This window comes from Wolbachia endosymbiont of Onchocerca ochengi (assembly GCF_000306885.1).
Taxonomy (GTDB): Bacteria; Pseudomonadota; Alphaproteobacteria; order Rickettsiales; family Anaplasmataceae; genus Wolbachia.
Genome location: NC_018267.1, coordinates 549,313 through 569,840, shown reverse-complemented (window position 1 = coordinate 569,840; position 20,528 = coordinate 549,313). Strand labels below are relative to the sequence as shown.

Annotated in this window: 14 protein-coding genes and 1 tRNA gene; 9 read left to right on the top strand and 6 right to left on the bottom strand. The window is 32.0% G+C overall.

Annotated elements, in window-relative coordinates; translation table 11 throughout:
* Nucleotides 1–42 precede the first annotated feature (42 nt).
* From WOO_RS02085 to WOO_RS02075, 3 genes are all read left to right on the top strand, one after another.
* Entirely contained in the window at nt 43–1,425 is a 1,383-nt protein-coding gene (locus WOO_RS02085; protein WP_014869032.1) for a hypothetical protein, read from the top strand.
* 267 nt (nt 1,426–1,692) lie between these two features.
* Nucleotides 1,693–1,902: a hypothetical protein gene (locus tag WOO_RS02080; protein WP_014869031.1), complete on the top strand. Its 210-nt coding sequence runs from the start codon at nt 1,693–1,695 to the stop codon at nt 1,900–1,902.
* Between the two features lie 20 nt (nt 1,903–1,922).
* The gene (locus WOO_RS02075) at nt 1,923–4,130 is read left to right on the top strand and encodes a hypothetical protein (protein WP_014869030.1); all 2,208 of its coding nucleotides are present in this window, start codon (nt 1,923–1,925) and stop codon (nt 4,128–4,130) included.
* A gap of 1,939 nt (nt 4,131–6,069) precedes the next feature.
* Here WOO_RS02075 and WOO_RS02070 read toward each other — a convergent pair.
* From WOO_RS02070 to WOO_RS04050, 4 genes are all read right to left on the bottom strand, one after another.
* On the bottom strand, nt 6,070–7,548 hold the full coding sequence (locus tag WOO_RS02070) for a DegQ family serine endoprotease (protein ID WP_014869029.1): 1,479 nt from the start codon (nt 7,546–7,548) through the stop codon (nt 6,070–6,072).
* A gap of 3 nt (nt 7,549–7,551) precedes the next feature.
* The gene (gene hflC / locus WOO_RS02065) at nt 7,552–8,424 is read right to left on the bottom strand and encodes a protease modulator HflC (RefSeq protein ID WP_014869028.1); all 873 of its coding nucleotides are present in this window, start codon (nt 8,422–8,424) and stop codon (nt 7,552–7,554) included.
* A gap of 2 nt (nt 8,425–8,426) precedes the next feature.
* The gene (gene hflK, locus WOO_RS02060; protein WP_014869027.1) at nt 8,427–9,461 is read right to left on the bottom strand and encodes an FtsH protease activity modulator HflK; all 1,035 of its coding nucleotides are present in this window, start codon (nt 9,459–9,461) and stop codon (nt 8,427–8,429) included.
* A gap of 74 nt (nt 9,462–9,535) precedes the next feature.
* The gene (locus tag WOO_RS04050; RefSeq protein ID WP_173362274.1) at nt 9,536–9,691 is read right to left on the bottom strand and encodes a hypothetical protein; all 156 of its coding nucleotides are present in this window, start codon (nt 9,689–9,691) and stop codon (nt 9,536–9,538) included.
* 200 nt (nt 9,692–9,891) lie between these two features.
* Here WOO_RS04050 and WOO_RS02055 point away from each other — a divergent pair, with 200 nt between their 5' ends.
* The 4 genes from WOO_RS02055 (at nt 9,892) to WOO_RS04185 (ending at nt 12,472) form a co-directional block, all read left to right on the top strand.
* Nucleotides 9,892–11,199: an actin-bundling T4SS effector WalE1 family protein gene (locus WOO_RS02055; RefSeq protein ID WP_014869026.1), complete on the top strand. Its 1,308-nt coding sequence runs from the start codon at nt 9,892–9,894 to the stop codon at nt 11,197–11,199.
* 303 nt (nt 11,200–11,502) lie between these two features.
* A complete protein-coding gene (gene cutA, locus WOO_RS02050) occupies nt 11,503–11,820 on the top strand; it encodes a divalent-cation tolerance protein CutA (protein ID WP_014869025.1) in 318 nt (105 codons plus the stop codon).
* Between the two features lie 8 nt (nt 11,821–11,828).
* A tRNA-Gln gene (locus WOO_RS02045) sits at nt 11,829–11,903 on the top strand.
* A 266-nt stretch (nt 11,904–12,169) separates the two neighbouring features.
* Nucleotides 12,170–12,472, top strand: coding sequence for a hypothetical protein (locus tag WOO_RS04185; RefSeq protein WP_232500357.1), 303 nt, complete (start codon nt 12,170–12,172; stop codon nt 12,470–12,472).
* A 1,042-nt stretch (nt 12,473–13,514) separates the two neighbouring features.
* Here WOO_RS04185 and groL read toward each other — a convergent pair.
* Together groL and WOO_RS02030 are read right to left on the bottom strand one after the other, a co-directional pair.
* Nucleotides 13,515–15,167 carry a chaperonin GroEL gene (gene groL / locus WOO_RS02035; protein WP_014869024.1) on the bottom strand — a complete coding sequence of 551 codons (1,653 nt, stop codon included), beginning with the start codon at nt 15,165–15,167 and terminating at the stop codon, nt 13,515–13,517.
* 102 nt (nt 15,168–15,269) lie between these two features.
* Entirely contained in the window at nt 15,270–15,551 is a 282-nt protein-coding gene (locus WOO_RS02030; RefSeq protein ID WP_025264008.1) for a co-chaperone GroES, read from the bottom strand.
* 154 nt (nt 15,552–15,705) lie between these two features.
* Here WOO_RS02030 and ygfZ point away from each other — a divergent pair, with 154 nt between their 5' ends.
* Both ygfZ and WOO_RS02020 read left to right on the top strand, forming a co-directional pair.
* Nucleotides 15,706–16,503 carry a CAF17-like 4Fe-4S cluster assembly/insertion protein YgfZ gene (ygfZ, locus tag WOO_RS02025; protein ID WP_014869022.1) on the top strand — a complete coding sequence of 266 codons (798 nt, stop codon included), beginning with the start codon at nt 15,706–15,708 and terminating at the stop codon, nt 16,501–16,503.
* 1,289 nt (nt 16,504–17,792) lie between these two features.
* Entirely contained in the window at nt 17,793–19,151 is a 1,359-nt protein-coding gene (locus tag WOO_RS02020; protein ID WP_014869021.1) for a DNA recombination protein RmuC, read from the top strand.
* Nucleotides 19,152–20,528 lie beyond the last annotated feature (1,377 nt).

Below are 20,528 nucleotides of genomic sequence, written 5' to 3'. Positions count from 1 at the left end.
TGTAAAATTGAAGTATATACTTTAATTATGTCGGGAGGCAACATGATAAACAATTTTTCTAATAATAACTCAAGCGATAGTTCAATTTATCTTGGAAAAATTATAGCAGAAAACTTATCTGCAAAAGAAAAAACTAACCAATTTAAAACTGCTGCAGAAGAAATTGAGAAGCGTGTTGCTACTAAACGCATTGAATTGCAAAATCAGGCATTGAGTCATGTTGACAGCCTGCTATCCAAAAAACTAAATCTTGAAAAAGACTCTAATAGTGATAGAGTATCTGGTTCAAAGGTACATTCTAATGAGGAAGATAACTATTTTATAATCGGTATAAATACTTTACTGGAGAAACTTTTTAGATTTTTTAACTTCACAGACAGCGAGCTTGGAGTAGATATAGATCCACAAATCTACCGTATAATAAAGGAAAAAGAAGAAAAAAACCACGTTGCTACAATTATAAAACTTATTCATGACAAACTTAAGGGATTAATCAAAAGGTCTTTTTCACAAGACTTAAGTTTCAATGAAAGATTGAACAAAGAAATGAAAGAATTACAGAAAAAATTAGGCAGTAGTGAGTTATCTCCAGAAGAGTTTGTAAAAGTGCTCGATCGTTTGGAGTTATTACAAAATTTGAAACTAAAAATTCAAATATTCCTAGTTGGATGGTTAACCTCATCAGTTGCAGAGCTACTTTCAGGTGGAATTATATCTCCAACAGAAACAACCGAAAAAGAAGATAAAAAAACGGAAGAAACATTGCCAAAAGAAGAAGTAACTAAAAAAGCTTACGAAAAGGTAGAAATTAAAGTTGATGGAAGAAAAAAGCTCCAATTCACACATGGTATTATTTCAGTGTCAAGCACTGGAATATGGTTGAAAAAGCCAATCCTTCTGACCAAAGAAGAACAAAAATTTTTACCAAAATCTTTAAAGATTACGAAGCCCACTACATACAAGGATGATATGAATAAGAATAAATCCAAGGTACTAAAACATGACAAGCAAAAAACAAAACAGGTAGAAAAAAAAGAAGAACTGAAGTTAGCTATGTGTTCATCAAAACTTATAGAGGAAAAATTTGTGGCTGGTGGAATAGCGTTTGATTCTAAAAGCCAAGGAATATCTACTGGTTACAACATAAATTTCGATGAAGATATTATTGAAACAAGGGCTACATCTATCAATAAATACAGTACTGCTAGTAGTATTAGTAGCAAAGAATCTGAGTTTACTAGTAGGTACGAAATGAATGACCTTGCTGATGAGCTTAAAGAAAAAGTAGCTGAGAGGAGTTCACAAAGAGAAAAGTCTACTGCTGTTAATAATTACCAACCAACAGGTGAATTTAGAGGTGTAAAAGTCAATAATTATGTATCCTTAATAAAGGCACTAGAAGAAGCATCATCGAAAAGTAGATAACATAAAGAGTAGGGCTTAATAGCAAATTAGATTTTGTGATTATAGGATTTATGTTTTAATAAGGTATTTTAATGAAATTGTCAAAAAACTAGATTTTAGTGTTGATTACTTTAGTAATAAAGAAAAGTACCATTTTAGTACATGACGCTAGAGTTTAGAAGTACAAAAAAAAAGAACAAAGTTTTTTAAAAGGAAAATATAAAAAAGTGTTTACACTCAAATTTATTTCTAGCATACTAGTTACCTAATGTTCTTACTAGGGGCAACATGCATGGCAATAATGGTGAAAAAGATAATTGGGGACCTCAACCTGATGGTACATGGATTCCAAGCGATAAGTATGAAAAAGTTGATATTAACAAATATAGGTTAGAAAAACGAAAATGCGAAAGTGACAAACCTAACACACAACTAGGTAGTAGCACTTCTACTAGTGCCAGTGGTAGTAAAAGTAAAAATAGTAATGTTATTTCATAACAATTTTAACAAGAGGAATTATGGGTAATTCTATAAAAGAGCTGGTTAATGTGTTTAACTTAAACAATTATTTTTGTGATAGGATTAATACTAATTTAACTGTAGAAGGCAAAAAAATTGTTGGTTCATTTGCTCATGGCACTAATGTAGCAGAATACCTACATAGAATAGGAAAGGAGATAATAAAACAGCAATATCTTGACAGAGAGGTAGTGGCAGGTAGATATTATAACTTAAACTGTTTTCCATTTGTTTTAAGTGCCAATACTAATAAAAAATATTTAGATGAAAACGTTATAGCAGTGGAACTTGCAGATTCCACAAATAAAGAAGTAATACGCAATTTAAAGATACATTTAGTTAATGAACTTGATAGAGCTGTGACATTGAAATTGATTGCACGCTTAGTGGTAAAAACAGGGATAACAGAAGAAGAAGGCCATGAATGGGTAAGAGGTACTGTTAAAATAGGAGCATTTTATGGACCTAACCCTTTGAAAAAGCATTATCTATATTGTATAGCTTTTGACGGCGAATACTTTGAAAGGGAAGGATATGATTCAGAAACTCTTGAATTGTTTAAAAAGATGTATATTCAAGAACTTAACTTAAGGTTAAGAGAATGCAGTCTTGAAAGTTTTGACTTTTATCACTATAAAGATGACATGTTATACATTAAAAATGTGAGCGATAAAGTAGTTGAAAATGTAGTAAAATATGTTAAAGGGCGAATAGCACTTAGCTTTAAAACTCCAGGCGAAAAATATTCTAAAATTGAGAATCTCAAAGGTATTCTTGGTGGTTTAATTTCTAAATGGGCAGGGAAATTTATTGATGGTTATGATTATGATATTTTTACGGATGAAAAGGAAAGAGAAGGTGGTAATTATTTTGCCCTTATACCTTTAATAAAAAGGCATGATGGTCAGCTTGAACCCCTAAATGGTGACGATGTGTATGAAATTAATGCAGCAGTGTGCAAAACCCTCATGAGCGATATTAGAGGCAAGACTACAAGACTAAGTGTTACTAATTGTAAAAGCCCAGTTCACGCTATCTCTAATAAAAAAATTGCTCAGGTGCTTCCTGAAATTATGCAATCTCCAATTGCATATAATGAAAGAACTGGATATTTTGAATTTACAGCTGATTTTGGATCTCCTAAGTCTGATTTAGAGGTGATTACTACATCTCAATATCATGGTGAGAGTGTTAGCTGTTTAGGTACTCCTGAGGTAGCTGATATACAACTTAGTTCAACATTGAGCCAGAGCAGCGATTATTTTTCTAAATCAGATTCACTACAACCTGCGAGTATTATAGAAAGTTCAAGTAGGCTATTGGACAGTAGTTCTCACTATGCACCGGCTACATTGAATCTCAAGAGTAAAAATAATTCAGATAATAGTAGTGTATGGTTTAGTAATGAATCTCATAACAATATAGACAAGAAATATTATACTAATGAGAGCAGCTCAAATCTAGCGTTACCAAAGAAAGTGTCTAATAAACATTTAAGTTCTGACGATAAGGGTGAATCACTAAAGCCATTGTTCAAACAAGCAAGGGTACAACAGCTGCTCAACCAAAGATCAGGACAAGAAGCAGAAAAAGGGAAGCCGTGTTATAATATAAATTCATCTGGGATAAGTGGTAAATCTTTAAGGGAGAGATATTCTGAGTATTCTCTAAGTAATGATATTCCAGCATGCAGGCCTATGCCCCACAGTAATCAAAAAGTACCACTGTTCCCTTCCTCTTCAGCTTCTGATAAAAATAGCGATGAGCGTTCTAAAGCAGGGTATGTAAAGAACAGAGCAAACAGTGAACCTGGAAGTGAATTTTTAAAGAAACATAGAGTTAGTTCGCTCTGTAGCAAAGAAAGAGAATCAAATAGCAGCACTCCATTAGAGTTACAGAAATTCAATACACTAAATACTGATGATAAATCCTTCATAACAAAGATGTTATCTCCCCTTAAGCAAAAAATTCCTAAGATTGCAATTACTGGAGTTCCACGTATATCATTAATGTTATACAGAAAGCATAGTCAAGAATTTAAACCTCAGGAGTTGCTTTCTGTACGCACTCCTCTTAGTGTACTATATAAAGAAATCACAAAATCACCAAAGTCAAAACTTGATCTGCCGCCAGGAAAGATAGATTTACCGAAGGCTAAAAAACATGTGCAGAAGCAAAAAGAGCAAAGTACCTGGAATATTGGTTAAGCCGCACTACTTTTTTTGATTAGCTAATTTATAATTGACTCCATCCAGCTAGAATCGTGGTCAAAATTCTTTGACGTTGGAGGGTATTACTAACTTTGCTTATCCGCTATAGGTATAGTATTGTGTAACGATACTATCGACTGAATCATCGTTCGGCAAGTCTCCAAGAACATCAAAATTTCATATCTGAAAATTATCCAGCTATCACCCGCTACAGTAAAATTCTTTTTACTGACTTTATAATATTAAATCAACTTAAAAAAAGTGAGTAAGCTCGCTACTATAATAGGCGTATAAGCACATATTATCACTACTTATCCTTACCTCGGTGCTAATTGCTGTTTTTCAGATTCTCTTTTCAACAACAAAGATATCATATCTATCTAAGAAAAATAATCCCGAAGACTGGAATTGAAAACGTTCTGATAGGTACTCTTATAGTTATCCCTGACGCATTACAGTATTCATTACAACTTATTCAAAAAATTATACAAGAATTTAGTAGTGAATCTCCTGTAATTGAGATTCACTACTATAGTTTAGTCAATGCTCAGAAATTTTCATATAAAGTAAGCAGGCCACGGTCATAATTCCTGTTTTTTAGTGCTATGTATATGGATTGATGTTATGCAGAAAATATAACCAAGAATCTAAATCTCAAAAATTTTCTATATCTACTCCACATTTAGTGCGCTACATGCTAGAGTTGCATAGCCATTGAAATCAAAGCCTTAACCTACCTAGAAAAGTTGGATTTCTCGAAGGTTAAAAACACGCGTACATATTAGTTAAGTTATACCGTTCATTTTTGTTTAGCCAACTTATTATTATCTACCAGAAGCAGAGCTGAAAACTTTAGGCACTGGCTATATGTAAAAGTCATCCAGTAAACATTACTTGCTATAGCAAAACCATGCTTTACAAGCAGAAAATTTAATAAAATTAAGCAGCTTACTATGCTAGATCTTATGCTAATTGTTAACCACTTGTTTTTACCCTAATTAAAATTGCTATTGTGTCCATCTTGCTACCAAGAGTAAAACTTGCTCTTTATAAACTTGGATACTCTTCAAGATCCACATAAATGCAATTGAGCAAATAAAAACTCGGTCAACTTGCTTTATCCAGGCAGAGTAGACGCTAAAGCAACTAGCATAGCTTTTATTGAATCCATAATGTCCAGCTTTGAGTTCATGTAAGAAATCACTAGAAAAATTTTCATAACGACTCAGCCACTCTTTTTAATATTATACTCACTCAAAAGCAACAAAAGGTTTGTTAATATTAATTAACAAAAGCGTACCTCCAAGTTTAGCATTTACCATCTTAACTTTTTCTTTTTCCTTCATCTACAGCAACTAATCCCTTTTCAAGTAGGCAAATAATGTCGTTCCAGCGATCAATACTAAAATCCAATTTTTATTATGCAACTGCTTCCTACCAAAGGAAAACTATGCATCGTAAAAACAATCACCTCTTTTTTTCTTGTTGAATTCAATTACTAACGTTTGATCGAACCAGTTTATAGGACATTTTCTAAACATCTCACTCAAAGCTTAAGCGGAGGAATCATTGTTCTTTGCCCGTTAGCCAACATTTCCCTCAATTATGTTGCAACCTTGCATTCTCTCTAGAAAATAGCCATTTATGCTAGTGGGTCATATTTATTAAACGTATAAGCATTAAATATATCTTGCCTAACTTCATGGCACTTGCCGTTTCAGTATATCTGCTACAACTTTTATATACTAATAATCATCATATTCACATTCCGGCACTTATTTGTCTCAAAAGTATAGCTCAACAAATTTTAGGAAGTTGATTTATTTATGACTCATTACATTTTAGCAAAATAATATAGACCTTAACTTACTTATAAAGCTAAAGTGTTATAGCGGCAAAATGATGACACCACTGTTTTGTAAACTTAGTAAAAAATTTACTTTTTTAACTTTATTAAAGTAAAAAATTGATTACCATTACGATAAACAAGCAGCATTATTGCTTTTTTACTATCTTGTTTTTTTGCTAAATTTACTTGATTTTGAAAACTTTCAACGTTTTCTATATCAGCATCATTTATTTGTGTAATAATATCTCCTCTTTTAAGGTCACGTAATGTAGGATTCTTATAAATATCCACACTAGTAATTACTACACCTTTTATAGATGCATTACCTTCCTTTAATTCCCTTGATAAATTTGAAATAGTTAAGCCAGTTATATAATCAGATGTCGATGCATTTTCTTTTTGATTGATATCTTGGTTATCATTCGTAGATTCTCCAACAATAACCTTGATATTAACTTCTTTACCTTTTCTTAATAATTTAATTTGTACTTTCTTTCCAGGTTCAGTTCTTGAAACTATTTGAGGTAATTGTGCCATTCTATCAACTATTTTACCATCAAACTCTAATAACACATCACCTACTTTAATCCCACCTTTTTCTGCAGGACTATCTTTTACTATACTTGCAACTAATGCGCCTTTTGTATCTTTTAAACCTAAGGACTCTGCAAATTCTACTGTTATACGCTGAACTTGTACACCTAGCCAACCATGTTTCACCTTTTTACCGTTTTTTAACTTATCAATTACCGGTATAGCTAAGTTAGATGGTATAGCAAAGCCTATACCTACATTGCCTCCAGACTCAGACGGAGAATAAATAGCAGTATTAATACCTATAACCTTTCCATTTAAATCAAATAACGGTCCTCCGGAGTTTCCCCTATTGATTGCAGCATCAGTTTGAATAAATTCATTCATGGTACCAATGCTAATGTCCCTAGACCTTGCAGATATAATTCCTGTACTTACAGAACCACCTAAGCCAAATGGGTTACCTATTGCCATAACCATATCACCAACTCTTGCTTCATCAGAATTACCGAGTGTTACAAAAGAGAAGTCCTTATCAGCCTTAATCTTAAGTACAGCAAGATCAGTTTTTGCATCATAGCCTAAAACCTCTGCTTTAAAATAAGTATCATCGTTCATAGTGACCGTGATATGTTGGGCATCTTTAATAACATGGTAATTAGTTACTATAATTCCACTTTTATCTATAATAAACCCAGACCCAAGTAGCACTGCCTCTCTGTTAATGCTAGGACTTTTGTCCATAAAAAACTGATCAAAGTACTCAAAGAATTCTCTAAAACCGTCAAAAAAATCATTTCTTGGCAAGGGAACTCTAGTTCTGTTGCTATTTCCTTGCTTGATAACCTGCTCGCTCGAAATACTTACGAATGCAGGGAGAAGTTCTTCTACCAGATCAGCAAGCCCTTGATTACAATTATATATAGAAGTATTGATATCTGCAGCTTTTTCTGTGCTCCAGTTAAATACCCTAGCATATAAAGAGAATGAAATTAAAAAACATAAAAATATAGATAAAACCTTACTTCTCATAAACTATTTCCATCCCTTATTTAAAATATCTAAGAAACTATTATTTGGTGAAAGTACGAATTTAGTGTTATTTCCAGTAAACGATTTACTATAAGCATTCATAGAACGGTAAAAATTAAAAAACTCTTCATCGGCCTTAAACACCTCATTATAAATCCTGGTTGCTTCAGCATAGCCACGCCCCCTTATTTCATAGGCTTCTTTTACTGCACTAGCAATAATTTCCCTTTTTTGTTTATCAGCTTTTGACCTAATTTCTTGCCCTATTTGTTCTCCTTTTGCTCTTATTTCTTTTGCTTCTTTTTCTCTCTCAGTTTGCATACGGCGGAATATTGCAGAACTATTCTCTTCTGGTAAATCTGCTCTTTTAATTCTCACGTCTATTATTTCTATACCAAACTTTCCAGCTTCAGAGTAAACTCCACGCTGGATTAATTGCATAACTTCCGACCTCTTTTCATTCAATAAACTAATCAGTGAAAATCTGACTATATTTTCTCTTAAGTGAGCTTCTATGATTGGATACAATCTTCTAATCAATCCTAACTCATTTTTCACAGTTTGGTAAAAAGTAACAGGATCAACTATTTTATATTTTGCATAAGCATCTACTATGATGCGCTTCTGATCTGCAGTTATGACTTCTCTTGCAGTTGTATCTGGGCTTAAATCTAAAACTCTCTTATCAAAAAATTCTACATTATTTATAAATGGCAACTTAAAATACAAACCACTTTTTTTAATATCCCTTACAACTCTACCCAATTGCATAACTATTGCTTGCTCTGCTTCCTGTACTACAAATATCGAATTAAATAAGAAAACTAGCAAAACAGCAAATATAAAAACAAAAGCAATTTTAACGTTACTAAGCATAACTATTTCCCTAAGCTTGTAAGAGGTAGATAAGAAAACACACCCTTCAAATCATCAGTGATAACAATTTTATCTACTTGATTAAAAATATTTTCCATAGTTTCGAGATAAATACGGCTCTTAACAAGAGAAGGATTATGCTTATATTCTTTATAAAGAGAAAAAAAACGATTTGCATTACCTTTTGCTTCGCTTATTATCTCATTCTCATATGCTTCCGCATCTAGCTTTATCTTTATTGCTTCACCTTTTGCTCGAGGTATAATATCATTACCATAAGCATATGCTTCATTTATAATACGCTCTTTATCTGCACGAGCACTTTGTACATCTCTGAACGAACTAATTACTTTTTCTGGTGGATCAATTTTTTTCATTTGAATAGATAAAATCTCTATACCCATTTGGTACCCATCAAGAATCTGTTGCAGTAAAGTTTTAGTATCTATAGGAATTTCTTGTCTACCTTGACCAAGTGCAAAAGAGATTGTGTTTTTACCTATTATTTCTCTCATAGCACTTTCAGCAGCATTTTTAACACTAAAACCAGGTTTATAGTCCCGCACTTTGAACAAATAATCCTTAGCATCTTTAACGCGCCATTGAACCTCAAAATTAACGTTAACTATGTTTTCATCCCCAGTAAGCATCACACCTTCACCACGATCTGCATCTCTCCCATAGGAACTACTTACCCCAATTTCTTCACGATTTACTTCTTTAACATTTACTTTAAAAACCTTACCAATGGGGTAAGGAAAGTGATAACGCAAACCAGGTGTTTCTGTATTAGAATATTTACCAAAAATAAGTTCTATACCTTCTTCACTTGGGTGAACAATATAGAAACCAGTACAAGCGTAGAAAAATAAAATAACAAAAATAATTAAATAAGGTTTTCTGCTGCCATTTCTTGTTAAACTAAGAAAAAAATACCTTACCTCAGACACAGCCTTACTGAAAGCATCTTCATTATTAGAGATTTTACTCCTTATCGGTTTCTTCCCTAAATTCCAAGGATTGTTCTCATCAAACACAATAACTAACTCTATAATTAATACACTAATATTACCCCTTTAATAGGAAATTGCAAATCTATTTTATTCACGGGTTAATCACCGGAATAGAAACTGATTGTATACTTTTCTCTATGTGATATGGTTGACTCTATAAAATTTTCTGGCTTTATTTTAAATTCCTTGTTGTCGTTTTTGAGATGCACTATGTTTCCGTAAAGATCAGTATAGTAACAAAATGATAAAATCATTGCTATTACAACTGTGATACCTAAAAGTATAAATATTCCTTTTTGTTACCTAATAAGCGCTTTAACTCAAAAAGCTTTCAGTTTCATTTTTTTATGCTTCCAGAAAACACTTTAAGTAGAGCTATTTATAGGTAAGTTAACACTAACTTAAGAATTGAAGTGTACAATATAAACATATTTCATTAATAATGAGGTTTAAAATGTTAAATCACAGCAGAACAAATCCAGGTATTATTAACGCACAACTTCAGCAAAATCAACAATACAGCAGCTCTACACCTTCTTCAAGTGACCTATTGCAACAGATGCAATTCTTAGAGAAGAGAGTAAAGTCATTAGAAGTAACAAACAAAGTGATACTTGGTTTGCTAATAGGTACGGCTATAACGGTGGGTGCTAGTTTTGCTATCGCAGCTGCTCCAGTAATTGCCAGTAGTATAGTAAGTGGGATATTTGCAACTGTAGCATTTGTGATACTTGGTACAGCTGTACATAAACACAGGGTAAAAATAAAAAATAGCTTCAAATATGCTGCAGACAAAACTAAAGATGGTGCTGTGTGCGCTAAGGACTCAGTAAAAGAAGCTGTAAGTTATATAGGGCAAGCAGCAAGAGAGGAAACTAGTTCTGCACTGAAAATAATAGGGAATAAGATGAATAATTTTGGTAAAAATATATCTAATCTAGATGAAATTTCATATTCAGTAGATCACCAATGTCAAACTGTTGTTTTAAAAACAGAAGAAAAAACGAAAAATTTCAACAGTATAAAGGAAATGTTCATTAAGGAGGTTTTTGAGGATAAAGCTGTAGGCAACTCTGTTTTAACCAAAAAGATATTCTCCGAGCTGAAGGGAAAAATATTAGAAAAAGCTTATTCTGTTGATGGTCAGCAAGGTTTCAAAAAGGATCAGTTAATTAATCAATTAGGACAGCAAGCAGATTTTGTTAGTGGGTTAAACGCTAAGAAATTACAAAATTTGTTAGCTCAAGATGACAACAATCTTTATGAAATTTTCTCTGAACATCATGATGAGATTAAGAGAGTCGTTAAAGGATGCAAAATAGAACACAAACTTTCTAATGTTATGGAAAAGCTTAATGGAACGGCAAAAAAGCATAGAAGTAGAAAAGGTTCAATACAATCTATTGACAGCTCATTAGAAAATAGTTTATCAGATGTTGGTTCTATGAAAACTGCCAGTACTACTATTGGCTCTAGTTTAGATTCTAAAAGCTTTGTAACAGTCAATTCTAATCTTCTTAAAAGATGCCCTTCATCTAGTAGCTTAAGCAGTAGTTCTGCTGATAGAAGAATCAATCTACTTGGTTCTTCTTCAAAATCAATCGTGATTACCGAATCAGATTGCAAGGTAAAAAAACAAGCTGACCTTAAAAAAACAAGCTATCTGGATAGACTAGCAAAACAACAACCTTCTACAAATATGGCTGTTAAAACTGACGTTCAATTACATACATCTATGCAAGCAGTTGCAGCTGGTAAATAAAGACAAACAAAACTAACTACTTTTTCTAAAAGGATGTTACTCAACGAGTAACATCCTCTTTTGTTTTTTTCTAACCGAAAGTTTAATTTAAAACATTCCATCTTCGCGTATTTTGGTGGATGAACATTTCAATTTTTACAGGTAATTTGAGTAATAGGTGATTTCGCATAAATAGTTTAGACGCTTTTCTGGCAGGGAATTGCTTTTAAACTAAATGGAGGTTCTGAAAGAAGCTCTGCCTATTTTCTCTTGATGAATTAAGCTAAGTAAAGTATAGTAAAAATACGTTTATGTAGGTTTCTAATGGATAGTATAGTTTTAGTTTATACAACTTTTTCAAATCTAGAAGAAGCTAGAGCTATTTCTGAGGAATTATTAAACAAAAAGTTAATTATATGTGTCAACATATTTCCTAAAGTAAATTCTCTATATTTATGGAAAGGTGAAATTCACAACAGTTATGAAATAGTGACAATTATGAAAAGCAGAAGCGATCAAGTAGATGGAATCATAAAAAAAATTGAGGCAATGCATTCTTATGATCAGCCAGCTGTTATAGTAATACCAATAGAAAAGACAAATAAATCTTTTACTAATTGGGTTAATAATGTTTTGATATAAACAAGTATTGGGGTGTAGCCAAGTGGTAAGGTAGCGGTTTTTGGTACCGCCATGCGAAGGTTCGAGTCCTTCCACCCCAGCCATATTGAAGAGGATGTAAGTGATACCACTTTTCTATAAATTGAGGCTATTAAATTACATACTAAGCAGCCTAAAAGACATAACTGTAAAGTTATTCTTACTTATAATCTACCTTTATGCATCCAGTATTGTACTCATGTTTCTTAGCAACGGCTTTTGGTATACTGCAAAATGCGGCTCTTTTAAAAGAGCATTTTATCATTTATTTCAATATTGCAAATGGTACTCCAACAATAGAGGAAACCTGAATTATGGAATTTCTTTTAGGATGTTGATAGCATTTCTTGCTCCGCATTTTCTTTATAAGTTATTTCTAAGCACAGGATGGAAACTCTTTTTAAAGGAAAAGGTAAAAAAGATACTTAAATTCATGATCAAAGGCAAAAAGAATAGTAAAGCAAACGACAGCAGTTATAAAAGCAAAGATCATTGTGGTTACAACAATGAACGTCATGCTCAAGAAAAACAAAAAATAGCCATGATAAAGCAGCTTTTAATTGAAGATATAGAAAAAATTATAGACAAAAGACTAAACGATATCTTCCTTAGTGAAAGGAGGAAATCCCATTAGTATATACAGAAACCTTTACCTGTTTTTTAGTTTGGCTGCATTTTATTTTTGCATATATCAGATTATAACCAACTAATGTACATGCGTGTACAGAGAAATCTCGGCTAAAGCCTAATAATCAAAAAAAAATAGCTTTTTGTCTTTTTATAGTGCTTATTGTATTAATTATACTACCTTGTGCTACTTTAACTCCCACAGTGTACGATACCATTCATTATATACTACCTGATGTACTGTACTATTTATCTCATAATGATAAAAAACTCTTTGAAATTGAAACCATTTGATATATGTAGTACTTCTTTAAGTTAAAAGTTCAAATTTTAAGTAATTTAAGTTTGACTATGTAATACTGTAATTCATCTGTTACATTTTAGCATAGATTAACACTAACATACAGAATAACAGTTCCCAAATCATCAATCAGGTATCATTGTTCCTCTATATTTTATTGTCCTAAAAGTTTTTTTTGGTGCCCTTAGTATATGATTGTGTATCACGCACTTGAAAGTAACAACTTGCTGATTATCTTAAAAATATCATTTTGAAGAAGGATAATACTATATCTTTTTATGCTATTACTGATAAAAATATTATTCTTACTGCTTCATCCATACACTCTTACGAGTAGGTACCAATGGATATATATTTTTAACGTGTTACCTTAATAATTGATAGAAGTGGAAAAGACCATAACCCTTAAGCCCCTCATTATAACCTTTATTATACCTTACCAAAACAAGTCAAATTTTGCAATTTTTCTTACCAGATTGCAGTTAAGTACAAGTAAAAAGATAATTTTATCCTTTACATATAAAGAGATAATTCAGATTACAGTTATTATAATAAACAACACTACATAAAACTGCTTATTAATATACACCAACATAAGTAACAACTACCTTAAGGTTACCAACTTCTATATTACCTATTCATTATAAGGAAGCAAATAAAGCGAAAAAAATAAAACAAAATGTTAACCTTTAGAGAATAAAAAACATTACCTTGGAGCAAGCAGACCCTGCCCCAAAGTTTCATTTATTTAAAAGTCATTCATTCTGCCCATGCCACCTGCTCCCATAGGAGATGAAGCATTTTCATCCTTATTTGGTATATCAACTATCATAGATTCAGTAGTAATCAGCACGCTTGCAACAGATATCGCTGTTTCAAAAGCAATACGAACAACTTTTGCCGGGTCAATAACACCAGCAGCGAACGCATTAGCATAACTCATAGCTTCAACGTTATATATAAGCTCTTTATTATTCTGCTTAATTAAATAGTCAATTATAACAGCAGACTCAAGACCAGCATTTTTGACTAACCTCTTAATAGGGACACTGAGAACTTTCTTGATAATATTTATACCTATTTGCTCTTCATCATCTGCACCTTTCAGCTTATCAAGAGCAGATGAGGCATAAAGAAGCGCAACTCCACCACCCGGAACTATACCTTCCTCAATTGCAGCTCTTGTTGCGTGCAACGCATCCTCGACCCTATCTCTACGTTCTTTAACTTCTAATTCAGTTGCTCCACCAACTTTTAGTACAGCAACACCACCTGATAATTTTGCTAAACGCTCTCTTAATTTCTCTTTATCATAATCAGAAGTTGAAGACTCAATTTGAGATTTAATCTGCTCAATTCTAGCTTTTACTCTGTCAGTAACTCTATTTTCGCTAACAATTGTAGTATTATCTTTAGTGATTTTAACATTTTTAGCAATGCCAAGGTCTTCAAGAGTTAGGTCTTCCATTTTAATCCCAAGTTCATCTTTTATGACATACTTAGCATTAGTTAAAGCTGCTATATCTTCAAGCATCTCCTTTCTTCTATCACCAAAACCTGGAGCTTTCACTGCAGCAACTTTTAGACCACCACGCAACTTATTAATAACTAAAGTACTTAATGCTTCACCCTCAATGTCTTCTGCAATGATAAGTAAAGGTTTACCAGATTTAACAACAGCTTCAAGAATAGAAAGCAAAGGCTGAATAATATTAAGTTTTTTCTCTGTAATTAAGAGATATGGATCATCAAGCTCCACAATCATTTTCTCATTATTTGTAATAAAATAAGGAGAAAGATAGCCACGATCAAACTGCATACCAGTAGTAAGCTCAACCTCTAGTTCTTTTGAACCTTTACTTTCTTCAACAGTAATCACACCTTCTTTTCCAACCTTTTTAACAGCATCAGCAATATTACTACCAATACTTCTATCACCGTTCGCAGAAATTATAGCAACTTGCGCTACTTCATCTATCTTTTCCAAAGAAATTGTACGAGCCATTGAAGCAACTTCTTTTAATACTACATCTTTTGCTTTCTGCATTCCATTCTTGATACTGATACGATCATTTCCAGCAGCAATTGACTTTGAAGCCTCCACTATCATACCACTAGTTAGTATTGAACATGTTGTTGTACCATCACCAACTTTATCATTACATTGAGAGCAACTTTGAGCAAAGATACTTGTTATTGCAGCGTTCAATGGTTTTTCAGGCTTGATACCCTTCATTACCTTATAACCATCTTTTGTAATTTCTGGTGCCCCATAAGGCTTATTAATCCCTACTGTTTTTCCTCTAGGTCCTGCAGTTACTGCTACTGTTGAGTCTATTACTGCTGCAACTTCACGAAAAGCTTGCTGTAACTGCTCACCTGATACTACTACATTAGTCATCTTTATAACCCCTTACTAATAAAAAAACTCAGAAAACTATAATAAAATTACTCGTAATACACTATATTGTGCTTTATTCTAATTTAATAAAATTAAAGACTGCTACTTAACGATAGCAAGTATATCGGACTCCTTCATTACGATAAACTTTTCATCACTATGCTCTATCTCCGTACCAGCCCATTGACGATAAAACACTTTATCACCAACTTTTACAGTTAAGGACATACGCTCACCACTTGGACTACGTGAACCCTGACCAATTGCTATAACTTCACCTTTAGTAGGTTTCTTTTCAGCACTTGACGGAAGCATAATTCCACCCTGTTTCTCTTCGCTGATAGGCTTGATTAGAACACTATCATCTAATACACTTAAGTTTATGCTTGACATTTGTTTTCCCTCATCAACAAATTAACCTACAAGCTTATATATGTACTAGCAAATTAGATTTCAAGGGCTCGAACTCTTAAAATGTTGAAAGAGAAGAAACATCTAGTATTGTATAGTAAGATTTAGACTTATTAACAGAAATTGCATGAGTTATATACCATTAGAAAATCGTAGTGTAGTAGTCCTATATGGCCCAGATACAAAGAATTTCCTGCAGGGCATTATAACAAACGATATCAATAATCTGAGTAGCCAAAAAGCTATTTATTCTTTATTGCTTAATTCTCAAGGAAAGTACTTATACGATTTTTTTCTCATTAAATGTGGTAAATATACTTTACTGGAATGTGAAAACACGTACCTGCAACAAATTATTGAGAAATTAAATTTGCTTAAAACCTACCTAAGAGTGAAAGTTAAGAATGTTAGTACACTATATAGAGTTGGAGTTTTGTTTAATACTAAATCAATAGAGTATAGTAATGAATCGCAGATTATTTTTCAGGATCCAAGGCACAAGTCTTTAGGAATGAGAATAATACACAAAGATGAAATAAGTCAACCAATTGGAGATTTTATTCAATATGAAAGAGTTAGAATTGAAAACCTTATTCCAGATGGAACGAAAGATATGGTGCAAAATTCGTCGTTTCCGCTGCAATATTTAATCGATAAAATAAATGGTATAAGCTTTAATAAGGGATGTTATATAGGTCAGGAAGTTGTAAACCGAATGAGTAGACAAGAAACACTCAGAAGAAAACTTTATCCTGTTGAAGGGAATAATACGCTTCCGAATATTGGAACTAAAATAATAAATGAAAGTAATGAGGAAATAGGAGAGCTGCGCTCTACTATAGATAAGATCGGACTTGCATTGCTTAACACTGGAAAAAGTTATACAAATTTGTATGCCAATGGAGTTAAAATATATGTGCGCTAAGATGTGGGATTTACAGCTAAAGCTCTAAGACAACACATAATACTGATTGTAAAAAACAGACCTAAAAGCTACTCGACAAGTTTCAGTAACTGCATCAGCATAGTCTGCTTCTAACCTCAAAACTTATTTTTGATCTACAAATTCAATAATAAAATTCAGTAAAAAATTAAAGGTGTTTTTTATAAGTTACATAAAATTATAGTAGCCATCTATTTTTTGAATTTTTTCTACATTTAACCAAATCGTACTTTAATTAAGCACCAGTAAAGAATTACTACCACCAATTTAGAGGGTAAAGAGTTAAAACCAGCCTACAAGTTCTCTCTGCCTTTTTTGATTTAGTAATTTTCCTAAGTATTTGTAATTAAAAGAATCCAAAAGGAGATGTTACTCCAGTAGTTAACATGTAACCATATAAACATTAAGCTTTGCAAGCGAATGGTATCATCCAAATCATTAATACCGTAGATGATCAAAGAGAAAAAGAACTAAACTACTTTCTTATACCATGCATTTTCCCTTCAAAGTACAAAATATTTAACATATCAAATTCTATACTTAATAATTAAGTTAACTCTTTATTAATTTAAAGAATAAGGTATGTAAAAAGCATAAAAAAGTTTTCTAAGTAGATTGCTAATCACACAGAAGTTTTACACATTTTTTTGGAAATTTAAGCTGCAAAAACCATTTTAGTAACTTATCGAATCTAATTTGTTCTTTAAAGCTTATCAATAGTAAACAAAATTGCTACATCAACTACTAATTACAATACATTCCAAGCACAATTCTAAACTAAAATAGGAATAATACTACAATTAATAATTAAAAGAATTTTATTTAGATATTTTGAGAACCAGAAAAGAACTCTATATCACTGGTAGTCATAATCTCAAAAGAAGAAATAGAGGATGATTATATAACCTACCATAAATTCAGCTGAATGCAAGATAGCAGTAAACGACTTTACGGGTAATAATAAACCAAAAAAAATAAAAGAGTTATTACATTTAGCAAAATAATAAAAAATCAAGATATACGCTCAACTTCCAATTGTAGCTAAAGTTACAAGTCCTGTATCTAAAGTGTCTGACAAGCGGCAACACATCAAGTTTAAAAACTACCAAGTTAAAAGCAAAACAACACACTGCTAGTGCTTGGTTAAGCTATTAACTTATAATCATGTAGCAAACCATTTACATAAACAGTATCTCTTAAATGCTCTTTTTTTCTTTTCCTATATACACAAAAATTAGATAGCATTATAAGTAAGATTTTTTCGTGTTTTGATGCTTTCGAGTTCTATATTTCTTGGGTTAAATTTTCTTTCTTTATTATTATTTTGCTATATTAGTATAAAAAAGAGCAAGGAACTGAGTGAAAAAAAAATAAATGCAGCAAATCTTGAAGACAACTTATATAAGTTAGAGCGTGAGCTTCAAGAAACAAAAGAGATTTTACTATGTAAAAATGAGGAAATAATAAATTTAAAAGTAAGCAATGCAGAACTTGAAATAACCTTGCAAAAAGAACGCGAGGAGAAGAAGAGAGAAATAAGGCTATTAACAGAAGCAGAAGAAAGGCTTACAAACACTTTTAAGGCATTGTCTCTCGATGCTTTACAGATAAATAATAATAATTTTCTGAGCTTAGCAAAGGAAGCAATTAACAATAAATTAAAAGAAACAGAAAGTGATTTTAAAAAAGGAAAGACAACACTTAATGAAGTTGTAGCTCCAATAAAAGAAAGATTGGAAAAATTTGATAGTGAAATACGTGAGCTAGAAAAGGAAAGGATAGGAGCTTATGAAGGCTTAAAAGAGCAAATTGGAGTGTTAATAAACCAAACTTCCAGTCTTGCTAATGCTTTAAGAAAACCTCACATTAAGGGAAAATGGGGCGAAATACAGTTAAAAAGAGTAGTGGAGATGGCGGGAATGATTGAATACTGTGATTTTTTTATTCAGCCGTCAATAGTTGATAAAAATGAGGATAATTTATTACGCCCTGATTTAATAATCAAGATGCCCTCTGGAAAACAAGTAATAATAGATGCTAAAGTGCCGCTTGATTCTTACCTCGATGCTATATCGCAAAATGATTTAAAAATACAAAGAGAGAAATTAAAAAATCATTCCTTGGCAATAAAAAAACATATAAGCTACTTGAGCAAAAAAGAGTATTGGAATCAGTTTGAAAATACGCCAGAGTTTGTGGTGCTTTTCTTAACAGGGGAGGGAGCTTTTAGTGCAGCATTAGAGCATGATCCTACTTTAATAGAGATTGGAATAGAAAAAAAAGTGATTATTGCAACACCGATTACTTTAATTGCACTACTAAGAACAATAGCATATGGGTGGAAACAAGAAATGATAGCCGAGAGTTCAAAAAAAATTAGTGAATTGGGCCATATTTTATATGAACGCATCTGTACAATGGGCAAAAATTTTAATAATTTAAGAAAAAGCTTAAAAAGTGCTGTTGATGATTATAATAAAACCACTGGTTCGCTTGAAGCAAGAGTGTTCCCTGTTGCTCGGAAATTTAATAAGCTTGGCATACACACAAAAAATAAAGAATTAAGTGTTGCAAAGGAACTCGAATTTTTACCACACAACTTACATGCTAAGGAGCTGAAAGTAGATTAGGTTTCTTACTCCGTCATTTAGGCATTATCTTAACCGCTATTTTTTCAATTTAAGAAACCTCTTCTTAACTCTTCAATTTCACTAACGGAAAGCTGATTCTCTTTGATATCTTTACCCGAATAATGCAATTAGATTTACATCTAAGCTTATCAAAATAATATATAATAATCTGATTAAGATTTTAGCATTACCACCTTCCTTTGAAAAGGTAGCATACAGATCCTCCAGTATGCTCAAGCTTTTTATTTAAATTCTTATTTTTCATGATCACTAAGAAACAGCATTCTCAGTATTAACATCAATAATAGAAAACCCTCTTCTCTTAAAAGAAAAGCTTCACTAAGACTTTTGTTCATTTCACTCTTCATTAAAAGAGTTTTCCCACTTAAAATAAATTTATGTTTACCATAATTTCAACATAACATCTGATCAGGAACATCGCTTAATTTGAGTAAGCTATTCATAAACCTTGTTTTCTTAGTTTGTTTCTGCATAAAGAAGTAATAAATGCCTATTAAAAATGATCTATTACTTTAAAGTAGTAGTGATTCTTTATCCAATGTAACTCCTCTACATGAATGTCTTTTCCTTTTCTATTTCCATGAAATAAACTATGTCAAATTTCATCGCCGATCTTACTAAACGTTTTTTAGCATATACATAACAGTAATTGGTTTTCTCATCCTCTTATTTAATTATTACAGCTTATTGTGTTCAAGATTAAGTTGAAAATTTATGTAGTAGCAACTCTAACCACTTAAAATTCTCAGTTTTTCTATAGACCTTTTTATTGTGCATTCTACTGCATTGAAGAGAAAACATACCAGAACTATTTCTCCATTTTTGTTGATAAATTTGAATTACAGCGTATCAACTAGATTAGACTCCAGCAAATTAACACCTTGAGAATAAAATAACATTGTGAAAATGGTTCTTAACCCTTTAGCAAGCAAAACGCGAGACTTTTATACATTGTTATGTACAATGTTTTTAAGTTTATGGCAAACTTATCTTGTACTACAGTTGCTATATTTATGTCCTTTTATCAAACTCTTTCAGATTTTTTCTCACTCTTAAAGTTACTTACAAAAGTCCTAATACTTATCCAACTTAGCTACTATAATAATAAACTACTGAAGCAAAAATTTATTCTGCAACATGCTAATGCATAATTTACAAATATTTTACTAAATTCTAACTTCACGAGTTAAAATGATATCCTCCTCCTGTCATCATAAATAGCCAATAATGGAGCCTAAAATATTGCTTTAATCACAAAAACTTAAAAGACTACGAAGTAAAAGAAACTATGTGATTGCTGGTTTCAATCCTACTAATCCTTAAAACTGGCGCTGACAATTCTTTCGCCTGATTTAA

Excerpts from the sequence above, each read along its gene's own strand:
- WOO_RS02085 (WP_014869032.1), top strand. The coding sequence starts at position 43 with ATGATAAACAATTTTTCTAATAATAACTCAAGCGATAGTTCAATTTAT.
- WOO_RS02080 (WP_014869031.1), top strand. The coding sequence starts at position 1,693 with ATGCATGGCAATAATGGTGAAAAAGATAATTGGGGACCTCAACCTGAT.
- WOO_RS02075 (WP_014869030.1), top strand. The coding sequence starts at position 1,923 with ATGGGTAATTCTATAAAAGAGCTGGTTAATGTGTTTAACTTAAACAAT.
- WOO_RS02070 (WP_014869029.1), bottom strand. The coding sequence starts at position 7,548 with ATGAGAAGTAAGGTTTTATCTATATTTTTATGTTTTTTAATTTCATTC.
- hflC (WP_014869028.1), bottom strand. The coding sequence starts at position 8,424 with ATGCTTAGTAACGTTAAAATTGCTTTTGTTTTTATATTTGCTGTTTTG.
- WOO_RS04050 (WP_173362274.1), bottom strand. The coding sequence starts at position 9,691 with ATGATTTTATCATTTTGTTACTATACTGATCTTTACGGAAACATAGTG.
- WOO_RS02055 (WP_014869026.1), top strand. The coding sequence starts at position 9,892 with ATGTTAAATCACAGCAGAACAAATCCAGGTATTATTAACGCACAACTT.
- cutA (WP_014869025.1), top strand. The coding sequence starts at position 11,503 with ATGGATAGTATAGTTTTAGTTTATACAACTTTTTCAAATCTAGAAGAA.
- WOO_RS04185 (WP_232500357.1), top strand. The coding sequence starts at position 12,170 with ATGTTGATAGCATTTCTTGCTCCGCATTTTCTTTATAAGTTATTTCTA.
- groL (WP_014869024.1), bottom strand. The coding sequence starts at position 15,167 with ATGACTAATGTAGTAGTATCAGGTGAGCAGTTACAGCAAGCTTTTCGT.
- ygfZ (WP_014869022.1), top strand. The coding sequence starts at position 15,706 with ATGAGTTATATACCATTAGAAAATCGTAGTGTAGTAGTCCTATATGGC.
- WOO_RS02020 (WP_014869021.1), top strand. The coding sequence starts at position 17,793 with ATGCTTTCGAGTTCTATATTTCTTGGGTTAAATTTTCTTTCTTTATTA.